Source organism: Polaribacter dokdonensis (assembly GCF_024362345.1).
Taxonomy (GTDB): Bacteria; Bacteroidota; Bacteroidia; order Flavobacteriales; family Flavobacteriaceae; genus Polaribacter; species Polaribacter dokdonensis.
The window spans coordinates 375,899-391,668 of the sequence record NZ_CP101505.1; the positions used below are offsets into that span (position 1 = coordinate 375,899).

The window sequence follows — 15,770 nt, forward strand, 5'->3', positions numbered from 1 at the left end:
CATGAGCGAAGAAATTAACGAAAACGAACACGAAGAAGAGTTAACGAATCTAGATTCTAATGCAGATTCGCAACAAGAAGAAACCATTACCAAAGTTACAGGAATGTACAAAGAATGGTTTTTAGATTATGCTTCTTATGTAATTTTAGAAAGAGCTGTACCTTCTTTAGAAGATGGTTTAAAACCTGTACAACGTAGAATAATGCATTCTATGAAAGATCTGGATGATGGACGTTACAACAAAGTTGCCAATATTGTAGGGCACACAATGCAGTATCATCCTCATGGAGATGCATCTATTGCAGATGCCATGGTTCAAATTGGTCAGAAAGAATTGCTTATTGATATGCAAGGAAACTGGGGTAATATCTTAACAGGAGATAGAGCTGCAGCATCAAGATATATAGAAGCACGTTTATCTAAATTTGCTTTAGATGTTGTTTTTAATCCAAAAACTACAGATTGGAAGTTATCTTATGATGGTCGAAGAAAAGAACCTATAGATTTACCAGTAAAGTTTCCATTATTACTGGCTCAAGGTGCAGAAGGTATTGCAGTTGGTTTATCAACTAAAATATTACCACATAATTTTAATGAGTTGATAGATGCTTCTATTAAATATTTAAAAGGTAGAAGTTTTAAAATAGTACCCGATTTTTTAACAGGAGGTATTGCAGATTTTACCAATTATAATGATGGTAAAAGAGGAGGAAAGGTAAGGATTAGAGCTAAAATATCTCAACTAGATAAAAAGACCTTAGTTATTACAGAAATTCCTTTTTCTACAACAACATCTTCTTTAATTGATAGTATTCTTAAAGCCAATGATAAAGGTAAAATCAAGATAAAAAAGATTGAAGATAATACAGCTGCAGAAGTAGAAATTTTAGTGCATTTGCCACCCAATGTTTCTCCAGATAAATCAATAGATGCTTTATATGCTTTTACAAATTGTGAAACATCAATTTCACCATTAGCCTGTACAATTAAAGATAATACACCTGTTTTTACAGGCGTTTCTGATATGCTAAAACATTCAACAGATTTAACTGTAGAATTGTTGAAGCGTGAGCTAGAAATTCAGTTAAATGAATTAGAGGAACAATGGCATTTTTCATCTTTAGAACGAATTTTTATTGAGAATAGAATCTATAGAGATATTGAAGAAGAAGAAACTTGGCAAGGTGTTATTGAGGCTATTGATAAAGGTCTACAGCCACATATCAAGCATTTAAAAAGAGCAGTTACAGAAGAAGATATTGTAAGGTTAACAGAAATTCGTATTAAAAAAATATCAAAATTTGATATTGATAAAGCCAAACAATTTATAGAAAGTTTAGAAGATAAAATTGCTGGTGTTAAGCATCATTTAGACAATTTGATTGAATTTGCCATAAATTATTTTAAACGTTTAAAAGATACTTATGGAAAAGGTAAAGAACGTAAAACAGAAATAAGAATCTTTGATGACATTGTCGCATCTAAAGTAGCAATGAATAATGCTAAGTTATATGTAAATAGGGCAGAAGGCTTTATTGGTACTTCTTTAAAAAGAGACGAATTTGTTACTGACTGCTCTGATATAGATGATATAATTATCTTTAGAAAAGATGGTGTAATGCTAGTTACAAAGGTAGATGCTAAAACTTTTGTAGGTAAAGATATTATACATATTGCTGTCTTTAAAAAGAAAGACAAACGTACTGTGTATAATATGATGTACAGAGATGGAAAAAGTGGTCCTAGTTACATGAAACGTTTTAATGTAACCTCTGTAACAAGAGATAAAGAGTATAATTTAGCGAATGAAAGTAAAGGTTCTATAGTTCATTATTTTTCTGCAAATCCTAATGGAGAAGCAGAGGTTGTAAGCATTAATTTGAGAGCAGTAGGTAGTGTAAAGAAGCTAAAATGGGATATTGATTTCGCTGATTTAGCTGTAAAAGGTAGAGGTGTTCGTGGAAATACAATTACCAAATATGCAATTAAAAGTGTTGATTTTAAGTCTGAAGGAGTTTCTACATTAAAACCTAGAAAAATCTGGTTCGATGATGCTGTTCAACGTTTAAATGTAGATAATAGAGGAGAGCTTTTAGGTGAATTTAAAGCAGAAGATAAATTGTTAATTATTACTCAAAGTGGAAAGGCAAAAGCTGTTAAGCCAGATTTGGCTATGCATTTTGAAGATGATATGATTGTATTGGAAAAGTGGAAACCTGCCAAACCAATATCAGTAATTTATTTTGATGGTGAAAAAGAACGTTATTATGTAAAACGTTTTGTTATTGAAACTCCAGAAAAGGAAGAGGAGTTTATTTCAGATCATCCTAAAAGTCAGTTAGAAATTGTTGCCACAGATTATAGGCCAATGGCAGAGGTTCAATTCTCAAAAAGAAGCTTAGAGAATGAAGAAGTGAATTTTGAAGAATTTATAGCTGTTAAAGGTATTAAGGCTTTAGGAAACCAATTAACAACAGACAAAATTAAAAATGTTAACTTGTTAGAATCGCTGCCTTTCGAAGAACCAGAAGAAGAAAATTTTGAGGAAATTGAAGTTGTAGATGAAGAGGTTTTGGAAGAAAAACTACCCTTAGAAATCTCTGAAACTGATATTAAAAAGCCAATAGCTGAGGAGCTATCAGCTGAAGAGAAGGCTAAAATAGCACTTCAGAAATCGATAGCTAAGAAAAAGGCTGAACAAAAGAAATTAGATGATGAAAATCAAACTAAACTTTTTTAGCTATTAGTAAATAAAAAAAACTCTCAATTTAATTGAGAGTTTTTTTTTATATCGTTAAAACTGAATTACTGCATCTTTTCAAAAAATGTTAGTTCATAATTCTTCAACAGATCTGGGTTGGTAATTTTAATTAAATCTTTTAGAACCAAATCAGGTCTTGTTGGCGCTAATTCATAATAAATAATTCCTCCTGTAGCCCCTTTTTTAGTAGAAGGTGTGTAAATTTTATCTTCTTTAAAAGCATCAAATTGCTGGTAAATTTGGTTATTCTGTAACATTTGTTCTTTGGAAGAAAAATAACCTGGAGCAATCCAAAAATCTGCATTTGCTCCTTTGTCAAAAATACTTTCAAAGCTTAAAGAAAGGCTTCCTTTACCTTCTGTATTTTGCCAGAGATAATTAAGGTTTGCATCTTTTAGAAACTGAGCAACAAAACTGTCTCCTGCAGGTAAATTCCAAATATCTTTATTCATTATAGCACCAGAAAGTATAGTTGGCTGTTTTTCTGTTTTACTAGCAAGGGCCCTTGCATTTAAATAATTTTTTTCAATAATATTAAATATGCTATCTGCCTCTTTCTCTTTATTGTAAAGAACTCCAAAAAACTTAATCCATTCAGCTCTTCCTAAGGGTGTTTCTTCTAGCCAATCTCCATTATAAATAACAGGAATTCCAGATTTTTCTATGGTAGTTAGTGATTTGTCTGCAGACGAAACACTATAACCAACCACTAAATCTGGCTGTAAATCCAATAAAATCTCTGTGTTTAAAGAAGATTCTTTACCTATTTCTTTTATTTTTCCATCATCAATTAATGCCCTAGTTTTTTCAGAAGAAACATATTTAGCATAAGGAAAACCAGCAATAGAATTCTCTTCACCTAACAACTCAACCATTGGTACATGAGTAGTTGAGGTAATTACCATTTTACTTATGGGAACATAAATATGATTGATTTTTCTCTTACTCTCTAAAGATTCACTAGAAATAATATATTCGAACGTTTTGTTTGTATTTTGATAAGGAGCATTAATTATTAATTTTTTTACTCCATCCTCTACTTTTAATGAAAAACCTTTCGCGTATTTAATAGAAATACTTGACTCTAAATTTGATGTATTCTTTTTAGTTTCCTTTTTACAGGATGAAATTAAAATGCTCAATAATGCAATTAGGAAAATTTTTGTTTTCATTATGAATAAACTTGATTTTCTTGTTCTTGAACTCTAATGAAAGTTGTTCTTTTTGTTAATTCTTTCAATTTGCTAGCGCCAACATAAGTACATGTAGATCTAATTCCGCCTAAAATATCAATTATAGTATTTTCAACATTACCTTTAAAAGGAACTTCTACTATTTTACCTTCAGATGCTCTATAATTTGCTACTCCTCCAGCATATTTATTCATGGCTGTTTCTGAACTCATTCCGTAAAAAACTTTGAACTTTTCTCCATTTTTTTCAATGGTTTCTCCACCACTTTCTGAATGTCCTGCAAGCATTCCACCTAACATAACAAAATCTGCACTACCACCAAATGCTTTAGAAAGATCACCAGGAATTTTACAACCACCATCAGAAATAATATGTCCACCCATTCCATGAGCAGCATCTGCACATTCAATTATTGCTGATAATTGAGGATATCCCACACCAGTTTTAACACGAGTTGTACATACAGAACCAGGTCCAATACCTACTTTAATTATATCTGCTCCAGCCAAAAGTAATTCTTCTACCATTTCACCAGTAACAACATTACCTGCTATAATTACTTTTTTTGGATGTTCAGAACGCATATGTTTTACAAACTCTACAAAATGCTCTGAGTAGCCATTTGCAACATCAATACATATAAAATTAATTTGAGGAAATTCTTCTAAGACCTTTTTTACTTTAATTGAATCCTCTTTTCCTGTTCCAGTACTAATTGCGATGTTGTTTAAAATTTCTTTTGGACTATTCTCTGCAAAATTTCTCCACTCTTCTATACTATAATGTTTATGAATGGCCGTAAACATTTTGTGCCTAGCCAATTCTTTAGCCATTTCAAAAGTACCAACTGTATCCATATTTGCAGCCATAATTGGTACACCTGTCCAAGTAATATCGCTATGTAAAAATTTAAAATTTCTTTCAAGGCTAACCTGTGACCTAGATTTTAGTGTGGATCTTTTAGGTCTTATCATTACATCTTTAAAACCAAGTTTTAATTCATTTTCTATTCTCATCTATCATTTTAAATTAAGGTTTAAAGATATATAATTTGAATGGCTTTTAATTAGATTATAAGTAATAAAGCACATATATTTGCAGCGATTTTTGGTTTTAATGTAAAAATCATTTTGCATTAAATTAAAAGGGAATCTGGTTAAAATCCAGAGCTGTACCCGCAACTGTAAGCTACAAAGCTTGTAACTAATTCTTTAACCACTGACTATTATTTGTTGGGAAGGTTTGTTACAAGACGCAAGTCAGGAGACCTGCCCTTAATCATGAGATAAAAACTTTCGGGATAAAAGTTTATGTACTACTATTTTATGTACACTAAATTTACCTGATTTATTGTAAATCAAATTTATTAAAAAATGAAAAAACAATTATTAATTGTTAGTGTTTTGGCATGTAGTATTGTCAGCAAAAATGTGCTTTCTCAAGAAAAGAAAGAGAAAGTTGAAGCCTTAAATGAAGTAGTTGTTACAGCTACTAAGTTTGCAACCAACAAAAAAAATGTTGGTAAAGTAGTATATCAAATTACACAAGAAACTATAGAAAACAGTCAAGGTAAAACCATAGTTGACTTGTTAAATGATGTACCTGGAGTTGAAATTAATGGTAATTTTAGTACAAAAGGTCAAAATTTAGGATATTATATTAGAGGAGGTAGAAATAGACAAGTTGCTATTTTATTAGATGGTGTTAATGTAAATGATCCAAGTTCTTTTAATGGAGATTTTGATTTACGTCAAATTGATATTAATCAAGTAGAGAAAATTGAAATTTTAAAAGGAGCTTCTTCTACTTTATATGGTACAGGTGCTGCTACAGGTGTAATTAATATCATTCTTAAAAAAGCATCAAAGCAAGGGTTCAATGGTTCATTTAATAGTTCTATAGGCTCTAATACCTCTAGTGAAAATAGCAATTTATCTGCAGAAGAATTTTCGACAAATTTTAATTTTAATGGTACTTTAGGTAATTTAGATTATCTATTAGCACTTAATGCAAATGGTTCATCTGGATTATCTGCTGCAGAAAGTACTACATCTAACCAATTTGAAGAAGATAATTTTGCAAGGCAAAATGTGATGTTAAAATTAAATTATGCACTTAATGAAAATTTTAAAATAGGTTTATTGACAAGCTTTGATGAATTTTCTACAGATTTTGATGGTTTTGATTTTGATCCTGTAACATTTGCTAGTATTCCTGCAGATAGAGATAATAACTTAAATAGTGTACAAAAAAGAGTAGGTATTAATGCAGATTATACCTACACAAATGGAGCTTTAAAAATTAGAACTTTTTTTACAGATATTAATAGAACAGAAACTCCATCTGATAATTTCTTTAATGGAGAAGTATATGGTTTTGATATTTACAATAATTATACGTTTAATGATGAATTTTCTTTTCTTGCAGGAGTTACTTCTCAATATCAAGATATGACTCAAAGAACATCTTTTAGTACTATTGAAGAAGGTTCAGGTAAACAACATTTTTACGACCCATATTTGTCTTTAAATTATATGTCAGAAACTGGTTTAAATTTAAATGTAGGAGGTAGGTTAAATATTCATAGTGAATATGGTAACAACTTTGTATACAATGTAAACCCATCATATAACTTTAATATTGATGAAAATAATGTTAAAGTATTTGCATCTTATAGCACTGCTTTTATAACACCTACATTATCAGAAATTTTTACAAAATTACCTAGTATAGATGAACTGTTGCCAGAGGAAACAACAACAGTAGAAGGTGGATTTGATGTATCTTTAGGTGATAAAATTACATTTAATGCAACCTATTTTTATAGAGAAGAAACTAATAAAATTGGTTACGATCCAAATACCTTTCAAACCATAAATGATTTAGGAACATTCTCAGCAAAAGGTTTTGAAACTGAAATAATTTATAATGTAACAAATGAGCTTAACTTATTAGCGAATTATACCTTTATAGATAGAGATGAAAATTTATTGTTAAAGATACCTCAGAATAAGTTCTTTATTAAAGCCAATTATAATTTAGCCAAAAATACTTTTACTTCTTTAAGCTACAGATGGGTAGATGAAACTCAAGATTTTGGTAATGTTAACTTAGACTCTTATAATTTATTCGACTTATTTATAAACCACAGTATTTTAGATAATAAAGTTACATTTTATGGAAGTCTCACGAATATTTTAAACGAAGATTTTCAAGAAATTGCAGGGTTTACAACAAGAGGAAGAAATTATAATTTAGGTCTTAAAATTAACCTGTAGTTGAAATTGATAGATTTTGAGTTATATTATTAAATTTAATAATTTGAATTTAACAACTATTTAAGACAATGATTATCTTTTGTTAATTATTATTATTATATTTATAATACGAAATTTTACAACTATCTGTATAATAATGAATTAGTTTTTAAGAATAATGTACTGTTTATAGTATTTTATTAAGTTTAACTTAATTACAATTTAATGTCCCCCAATTTTATGATATTGAACATATCATACATAGAAAAGCCTTCTTCAAGAAGGCTTTTCTTATTAAATTAGTTTAGCCACTTCATTTTTAATAACTGCAGTAGCTGTTTCACTAATTGAAGTTTTCTTACCATATTCAATTAAGATATTCTCTCTTAAGTCTTTTGCAGAATTAGATTCATTTGCAATTATTTGAAGATTTTTTATAATTGTAGTTTTTGTAGCTATTATTGTTCTCCAACTTGTTTCAGTAACATAAAGTTGTTGCACAAAGTTGTGTTCTAATTCTTGCTCAATATTTGCTATTAAAAGTTGAAGGTAATCGTTTGTGTTATCAGTAATAGGAGCAACTCTAACTACCATTTTAGTAGGGTTAATTCTATCGCAGAACAATAGCATCCTTTCATAAGCTTGTAATTTTATTGGTAATGCTTCTTTCTTTTTTAAAGCTAATAAATCTAATTGTTTGTCTTTGCTTTTTTGATTAAGAAAGCCAGTAAACATATAATAAGCAACCAAGCCAGTTACAGTAGCTGGTAAAATGTAGGCAATGCTTTCTAAAATTTTATCTTCCATCTAAAATTTAATTTTATCGAAATTAGCAAATTTTTTCGTGTTTTAAGTTGAATTAATAGATAATAGCTTTGAAAGATTTTGACAATATTATTTAAATTTAATTTTGTAATTTATTTTTGAAAAATGTGAATAAAAACCAGCAATCTTACTTTATAAAAACGATTAGTTTCGCTAATTTCACACTTTCATAAAATCTTTCAAAACAAACTATTGAATACCTATTTAGATTCCTTAAACGAACCTCAAAAGCAAGCTGTATTGCAAAAAGATGGTCCTATGATTATTATTGCAGGTGCAGGTTCTGGAAAAACAAGAGTATTAACCTATAGAATTGCACACCTAATGCAATCTGGAGTAGATGCTTTTAATATTTTATCTTTAACATTTACTAACAAAGCCGCTCGTGAAATGAAAGAGAGAATTGCAGGTGTTGTTGGGCAAAGTGAAGCTAAAAATCTTTGGATGGGTACATTTCACTCGGTTTTTGCAAGAATTCTACGTTCAGAAGCAGATAAGCTAGGTTTTCCTTCAAACTTTACAATTTACGATACGCAAGATTCAGTTCGATTAATGGGCACAATCATTAAAGAAATGAATTTAGATAAAGAACGCTATAAACCAAAACAGATTTTAGGCAGAATATCATCATTTAAGAATAGCTTAATTACAGTAAGAGCTTATTTTAATAATTCTGATTTGCAAGAAGCAGATATGCATGCAAGCAGACCAAAAGTAGGTGAAATCTATAGAGAGTATGTAGACAGATGTTTTAAATCTGGAGCTATGGATTTTGATGATTTACTCTTAAGAACTAATGAGTTATTAGCACGTTTTCCAGATGTTTTAGCCAAATATCAAGACAGGTTTAGATATATTATGGTAGATGAGTATCAAGATACAAATCATTCTCAGTATATTATTGTTAGAGCTTTGGCAGATAAATTTGGTAATATTTGTGTGGTTGGTGATGATTCACAAAGTATCTATAGTTTTAGAGGAGCAAACATTCAGAATATTCTTAATTTTCAAAAGGATTATCCAGATGTTAAAACTTTTAAACTAGAGCAGAATTACAGATCTACAAAAAATATTGTAAATGCAGCAAACTCAGTTATTGCAAGAAACAAAACCAAATTAGATAAAGAAGTCTGGACAAGTAATGATGCAGGAGATTCTATAAACGTAATGCGTACAATTTCTGATGGTGAAGAAGGGCGTTTTGTAGCTCAATCTATTTGGGAAAACATGATGAATCATCAATTAACTCCAGATAATTTTTGTGTTTTATACAGAACAAATTCACAGTCCAGAGCTATTGAAGATGCCTTAAGAAAAAAGAATATAGATTATACTATTTATGGTGGAATTTCATTTTATCAAAGAAAGGAAATAAAAGATATCTTAAGTTATTTAAGAATTCTAATTAATCCAAATGATGAAGAAGCTTTAAAAAGAATCATCAATTACCCTGCAAGAGGTATAGGTGCAACAACTATAGATAGATTAACGATAGCTGCAAATCATTACAAAAAATCAATCTTTGAAATTATTAAATACATTGATAAGATTGACATCAAAATAAATTCTGGAACAAAAAATAAGTTACAGAATTTTATGAATATGATTCTTAGATTGCAAATAGAAGCACAAACTAAGAATGCATTCGAAATTGCAGAAGTTGTAGTTAAAGAAACTAGGCTGATAAAAGATCTAGAAAAAGATGGTACACCAGAAGCAGTAAGTAAAGTAGAAAACGTTCAAGAACTTTTAAACGGAATTAAAGATTTTATTACAGATAAGATTGAAGAAGGTGAAGATGCATCATTAACTACATTTTTAGAAGATGTTGCTTTGGCTACAGATTTCGATTCCAAAAAAAATAGCGATAAGCCAAGTGTCTCTTTAATGACCATACATCAATCTAAAGGATTAGAATATTTATATGTTTACATTGTTGGTTTAGAAGAGAATTTATTTCCTTCTGCAATGAGTATGAATACTAGAAGCGAATTAGAAGAAGAACGCAGGTTATTTTATGTAGCTTTAACAAGAGCAGAAAAAGTTGCTTATTTAAGTTATGCACAAACTCGTTACAGATGGGGTAAATTAGTAGATGCAGAGCCAAGTAGGTTTTTAGAAGAAATAGACGATCAATATTTGCATTATATAGCTCCAAAAATGCCTGAGCCATCTATAAATCGTTTTGTAGATAAAAGTTTGTTCGATGATGCTCCAAAAGGAATTCGTTTTCAAAAACCAATTCAGCGTAAAAAAATGGAGCGAGATTTAGCCAAGAAGAAAGAAATTATAATTCCGAAAAACCTTAAAAAGGTATCACAAGCAACTACACAAAAAACCAATTTATTTGATGGTAATGTAGCAGTTGGTAACATTGTAGAACATAATAGGTTTGGGGCAGGAGAGGTAATTGCTTTAGAAGGTAAAGGTCCAAATCAAAAAGCAGAAATTAAGTTTAGTACTGTTGGTAAAAAGAAATTATTACTACAATTTGCTAAATTAAAAGTGATTGGTTAAAAAATTAACCTTAAATAAAAATAAAGTGTTATTTTGCAACGTTTAAGAACTACAATAGTATAGTTAGCAAATCGAAAAGTTTTCATTACTTAAAATGGAATTTTAATTCGATAATACACTTCACAAAAATAGATAAATGACATTCGATTTAGAATATAATTCAGAAAGAACATTAATGATTATTCCAGAATATGGAAGACACATACAAAAATTAGTAAATCATTGTGTTGCTTTAGAAACCAAAGAAGAGCGCAATAAAATGGCATTAGCAATTGTTGATGTTATGGGTAATTTACAACCCCATTTAAGAGACGTGCCAGATTTTAAGCATAAACTTTGGGATCAACTTTTTATCATGTCTAAATTTAATTTAGATGTAGATTCTCCTTATCCAATTCCTTCTAAAGAAGAATTGCAAGAAAAACCAGAAGGTTTAGCATACCCAAAATCAGCATCAAGATATCGTTATTATGGTAACAATATTCAAACTATGATAGATGTTGCACTAAGTTGGGAAGATGGAGATAAGAAAGAGGCATTAGTATATACTATTGCTAATCACATGAAGAAGTGTTATTTAAATTGGAATAAGGATACTGTAGATGATGCTGTAATATTTAAGCATTTATATGACTTATCTGATAAAAAAATAGATTTAAGAGAATCTGAAGAGGCACTTTCAGAAAGTAAAAATTTATTAAAGAAAAGAAATTCTCAAGGTCAGAATCATTCTAAAAGCAATCACAAAAAATCTCACACCAATAATAAAGGTAGAAAAAGATATTAAACAATGGCATCATTTAAAATAGAAGGTGGTCATAAATTGAATGGAACCATCACACCTCAAGGAGCAAAAAATGAAGTATTACAAATTTTATGTGCTGTATTATTAACTCCTGAAAAAGTAATTGTTAATAATGTACCAGATATTATTGATGTAAATAAACTAATTTTTATACTTGGAGAATTAGGAGTAAAGATTGAAAAATTAGGCAGTAATTCATATTCATTTCAAGCAGATGAATTAAAATTAGAATACTTAGAATCAGAAAATTTTAAGAAAGATGGTAGTTCTTTAAGAGGCTCTATTATGATAGTTGGTCCTCTTTTAGCAAGATTTGGTAAAGGTTACATACCAAGACCTGGAGGAGATAAAATTGGTCGTAGAAGATTAGATACACACTTTGAAGGTTTTATTAGATTAGGTGCAAAATTCAGATATAATAAGGAAGAACATTTTTATGGTGTAGAAGCAGATGAGCTTTTTGGTACAGACATGTTGCTAGATGAAGCTTCTGTAACAGGTACTGCAAATATTTTAATGGCGTCAGTTTTGGCTACTGGTACAACAACAATTTACAATGCAGCTTGTGAACCTTACATTCAACAATTATGTAAGATGTTAAATGCTATGGGTGCAAATATTACAGGTGTTGGCTCAAATTTATTAGTTATAAATGGAGTAGATGCTTTAGGAGGTTGTGAACATAGAGTTTTACCAGATATGATTGAAATTGGATCTTGGATTGGTGTTGCTGTAATGACAAAATCAGAATTAACAATCAAAGATGTTAGTTGGGATAATTTAGGGCAGATTCCTAATGTTTTTAGAAAACTAGGAATTCAGTTTGAGAAAAGAGGAGATGATATTTATATTCCAGAACAAGAATCTTATGAGATTCAGAATTATATAGATGGTTCTGTATTAACAGTGGCAGATGCTCCTTGGCCAGGATTTACTCCAGATTTATTAAGTATTGTATTGGTTATTGCAACGCAAGCAAAAGGTACAGTTTTAATACATCAAAAAATGTTTGAAAGTAGGCTGTTCTTTGTAGATAAGTTAATAGATATGGGTGCCAAAGTTATTTTGTGCGATCCTCATAGAGCTACTGTAATTGGGCATAATTTTCAAAGTGCATTAAAGGCAACAACAATGACTTCTCCAGATATTAGAGCTGGAATTTCATTATTAATTGCTGCTTTATCAGCCAAAGGAACTAGCACCATTCATAACATAGAACAAATAGATAGAGGTTATGAAAATATAGAAGCTAGATTAAAATCTATTGGCGCAAAAATTGAAAGAGTAGCGTAAAAATAAAATCTTATTGCTAAGAAAAAGTTTCGAAAAGAAAAAGAGTAAATTTTGAATACCCCATAATTTAACTTTTTTAAACATGATTAGAAACTTGTATAATGAAGAATGGAAAGACATTCAGTTTGATGAAAAAATAGCTGTAAAAGAGAAATATCAAATCTCTAATTATGGCAGGGTAATTAATTGTAACACAGAGGTTCCTTACCTTAGAAATAAAACGTTTATTAATGGTTATGAAACCATTTCCCTTAAACAAGAAGTGAATAAAAAATCTACTAGTAGATATGTTCATAAGCTTGTTGCACAACATTTTATCACAAAAGAAAATGATGAGCAACGTTTTGTAATTCATTTAGATTATGATAAAACTAATAATGAAATTAGTAATTTAAAATGGGCAACAAAAAGAGAAAAAGAATTGCATCAATTTAACAACCCTACTTGGGAAGGTGTTGTGAAAAAGAGGAGTAGAAATATTGGAAAATTGAGTGAGGGTAAAGTAAAGATTATCAAACGTCAATTAAAAAACAAAAGAACCAGAATTTCTATGATTGCCAAGCGATTTGGTGTATCAGATATGCAAATTCATCGCATAAAAACAGGTGAGAATTGGTCTCATGTTAAAATTTAAATCAAATAGTGTCAAATTGGCACTATTTTTTTATTGGCAATGTTTTTGTCTATAAATTGTAGACAATTTAACGATTACAAAGAAATGAGTAAGAAAGAAAATATACAAGAAGAAGAAATAAACAACGAGCAAGTAAATTCGCAAGTTGAAGAAAATCAAGATATTGAAGCTGAAGAAGTAAAGAAAGAACCAACTGCTGAAGAGCAAATTCAAGCAGAAAAAGATAAGTTTTTAAGGTTATTTGCAGAGTTCGAAAATTATAAAAAACGTACTTCTAGAGAAAGAATCGAATTATTCAAAACAGCAGGTCAAGAATTAATGACATCTTTACTGCCAATTGTAGATGATTTTGAGCGCGCTTTAACACATATTGAAGATGATAAAGAGGCAGAAGAATTAAGAAAAGGAGTTTTATTAATTTACAATAAATTTTATAATACTTTAGAGCAGAAAGGTTTATCGAAAATTGAAACAAAAGCAGGAGACACATTTGATGCTGAAATTCATGAAGCAATCACTCAAATTCCAGCACCTTCTGATGACATGAAAGGTAAAATTATAGACTGCGTAGAAAAAGGTTATAAATTAGGTGATAAAGTTATACGTTATCCAAAAGTTGTAATAGGACAGTAAATAATTCCAATTAACAATGCACAATTACCAGTTTTCATTGATTACTGTTAATTGATAATTGAAATAAAAATGGCAAAACAAGATTTTTACGAAATATTAGGCATATCAAAATCTGCTACCCAGTCAGAGATTAAAAAGGCTTATAGAAAAATGGCAATTAAATATCATCCAGATAAAAATCCAGATGATAAAACTGCTGAAGAAAACTTTAAAAAAGCAGCTGAAGCATATGAAGTTTTGAGTGACGAAAATAAAAAAGCAAGATATGATCAATATGGTCATGCAGCTTTCGATGGACCTCAAGGTGGAGGAGGCTTTGGAGGTGGAGGCATGAATATGGATGACATATTTAGCCAATTTGGTGACATCTTTGGAGGTGGAGGCTTTAGTGGTGGTTTTGGAGGCTTTGGAGGTGGAGGCCAAAGACAAGCTAGAGTTAAGGGAAGTAATATGAGAATTCGTGTTAAACTTACCTTAGAAGAAATTGCTAAAGGAATTGAGAAAAAAGTAAAAGTTAGAAGAAAAATACAGGCAGATGGTGTAAAGTATAAGACTTGTGACACTTGTAATGGATCAGGTCAAGTAATGAGAGTTACTAATACAATTTTAGGTAGAATGCAAACTGCAACTACTTGTACTACTTGTTCTGGAGCTGGAGAAATTATTAGCAGTAAGCCAAATGGAGCAGATGCCCAAGGTTTAGTTGTTAAAGAAGAAACTGTGTCTATTAATATACCTGCAGGAGTTACTGAAGGTGTTCAATTAAAAGTTGGTGGTAAAGGAAATGAAGCGCCAGGTAAGAACTCTATTGCTGGAGATTTATTGGTTTTAATAGAAGAAATTCCACATGATAAATTAAAAAGAGAAGGCACCAACATACATTATGATTTATATATCAACTTTTCAGAGGCAGTTTTAGGAACTAGTAAAGAGGTAGAAACAGTTACAGGAAAGGTTAAAATAAAGATTGATTCAGGAACACAATCTGGAAAAATTCTAAGATTAAAAGGTAAAGGTTTGCCAAGTATTGAAAGATATGGAACTGGAGATTTTTTAATTCATATTAATGTTTGGACTCCTCAGGAGTTAAACAAAGAACAAAGAGAGTTTTTTGATAGGATGTCAGAAGATGAAAACTTTTCACCAAACCCAAATACATCAGATAAATCATTTTTTGAGAAAGTTAAAGACATGTTTTCTTAAAGAAATATTAAAATGATAATACAGAGTTATTTAATTCTTTTTATCATAATATATTTGTCTTAAAATATAGTATCTTTGAAGTGTTATTGGGTAACCAATAACACTTTTTCTTTTTCATAGCAATTTTTCCCACTCAAATTTTTATTTGAGTGGGTTTTGTTTGAAAAGAGATAATACAAATAATCATAATTTAAGCAGACTTATCTTATCGCTTTAAAGAATTTTAAAGAGGAAAGTCCGGACACCAAAGAGTATTCATAGCGGATAACATCCGTCCAACGTAAGTTGAGGACAAGTGCAACAGAAAGCAAGTACAGTTAGGCTGTAGTGAAACCAGGTAAACTCTATGAGGTGCAATGTCATGTAAATTAGAGCTTGAGAGCTACTCGCTCGATTCTAAAGGGTAGGCAGATAGATTTTAAGAGCAATTTTAAAACTAGATAAATGATAAGAACCAATTATATTGGAACAGAATTCGGCTTACGAGTCTGCTTTTTATGATTAATTCAAAGAAATAGAGTTTTTAGGTCTATTTTTTTGAAAAATACCACTAAAATAAAGAAATAGTAATTTTTTATTTATTAATTACTGCAATCTATTATTTATTTTTCAAATTCAACTTTAATGCATTAATTTTGCGATTACAGAT

11 protein-coding genes, 1 other RNA gene and 1 riboswitch are annotated in these 15,770 nt (G+C 29.9%); of the genes, 9 read left to right on the top strand and 3 right to left on the bottom strand.

The annotated features are described in order from the left end of the window. Position 1: 1 nt before the first annotated feature. Positions 2-2,740 carry a DNA gyrase/topoisomerase IV subunit A gene (locus LPB302_RS01745; protein ID WP_053974630.1) on the top strand — a complete coding sequence of 913 codons (2,739 nt, stop codon included), beginning with the start codon at positions 2-4 and terminating at the stop codon, positions 2,738-2,740. A 65-nt stretch (positions 2,741-2,805) separates the two neighbouring features. On the opposite strand, the gene LPB302_RS01750 is transcribed toward LPB302_RS01745, so the two are convergent. Together LPB302_RS01750 and guaC are read right to left on the bottom strand one after the other, a co-directional pair. Next, entirely contained in the window at positions 2,806-3,933 is a 1,128-nt protein-coding gene (locus LPB302_RS01750) for an ABC transporter substrate-binding protein (RefSeq protein ID WP_053974631.1), read from the bottom strand. After that, positions 3,933-4,970 carry a GMP reductase gene (guaC, locus tag LPB302_RS01755; RefSeq protein WP_053974632.1) on the bottom strand — a complete coding sequence of 346 codons (1,038 nt, stop codon included), beginning with the start codon at positions 4,968-4,970 and terminating at the stop codon, positions 3,933-3,935. The genes LPB302_RS01750 and guaC overlap by 1 nt, the downstream gene beginning before the upstream one ends. A gap of 75 nt (positions 4,971-5,045) precedes the next feature. Continuing rightward, positions 5,046-5,244, top strand: a riboswitch (cobalamin riboswitch). Positions 5,245-5,327: 83 nt separating this feature from the next. Between guaC and LPB302_RS01760 the strand changes: the two genes are divergently transcribed. Next, positions 5,328-7,232 (top strand): TonB-dependent receptor plug domain-containing protein, encoded by a 1,905-nt coding sequence (locus LPB302_RS01760; RefSeq protein ID WP_053974633.1) that lies wholly within the window; start codon positions 5,328-5,330, stop codon positions 7,230-7,232. A 273-nt stretch (positions 7,233-7,505) separates the two neighbouring features. Here the strand turns inward: LPB302_RS01760 and LPB302_RS01765 are convergent, their stop codons facing one another. Next, positions 7,506-8,018 (bottom strand): DUF7935 family protein, encoded by a 513-nt coding sequence (locus tag LPB302_RS01765; protein WP_053974634.1) that lies wholly within the window; start codon positions 8,016-8,018, stop codon positions 7,506-7,508. A gap of 210 nt (positions 8,019-8,228) precedes the next feature. Here LPB302_RS01765 and LPB302_RS01770 point away from each other — a divergent pair, with 210 nt between their 5' ends. From LPB302_RS01770 to rnpB, 7 genes are all read left to right on the top strand, one after another. Further along, positions 8,229-10,553: an ATP-dependent helicase gene (locus LPB302_RS01770; RefSeq protein ID WP_053974635.1), complete on the top strand. Its 2,325-nt coding sequence runs from the start codon at positions 8,229-8,231 to the stop codon at positions 10,551-10,553. A gap of 136 nt (positions 10,554-10,689) precedes the next feature. After that, positions 10,690-11,340 carry a DUF4290 domain-containing protein gene (locus LPB302_RS01775; RefSeq protein WP_053974636.1) on the top strand — a complete coding sequence of 217 codons (651 nt, stop codon included), beginning with the start codon at positions 10,690-10,692 and terminating at the stop codon, positions 11,338-11,340. A gap of 3 nt (positions 11,341-11,343) precedes the next feature. After that, positions 11,344-12,651, top strand: a complete 1,308-nt coding sequence (gene murA / locus LPB302_RS01780; RefSeq protein WP_053974637.1) for a UDP-N-acetylglucosamine 1-carboxyvinyltransferase — start codon at positions 11,344-11,346, stop codon at positions 12,649-12,651. 82 nt (positions 12,652-12,733) lie between these two features. After that, positions 12,734-13,285, top strand: coding sequence for an NUMOD4 domain-containing protein (locus tag LPB302_RS01785; protein WP_053974638.1), 552 nt, complete (start codon positions 12,734-12,736; stop codon positions 13,283-13,285). An 84-nt stretch (positions 13,286-13,369) separates the two neighbouring features. After that, the gene (locus LPB302_RS01790; protein WP_053975344.1) at positions 13,370-13,918 is read left to right on the top strand and encodes a nucleotide exchange factor GrpE; all 549 of its coding nucleotides are present in this window, start codon (positions 13,370-13,372) and stop codon (positions 13,916-13,918) included. A 69-nt stretch (positions 13,919-13,987) separates the two neighbouring features. After that, a complete protein-coding gene (gene dnaJ / locus LPB302_RS01795) occupies positions 13,988-15,121 on the top strand; it encodes a molecular chaperone DnaJ (RefSeq protein ID WP_053974639.1) in 1,134 nt (377 codons plus the stop codon). Between the two features lie 191 nt (positions 15,122-15,312). Beyond that, an RNA gene (gene rnpB, locus LPB302_RS01800) (RNase P RNA component class A) lies at positions 15,313-15,620 on the top strand. Positions 15,621-15,770: the final 150 nt, after the last annotated feature.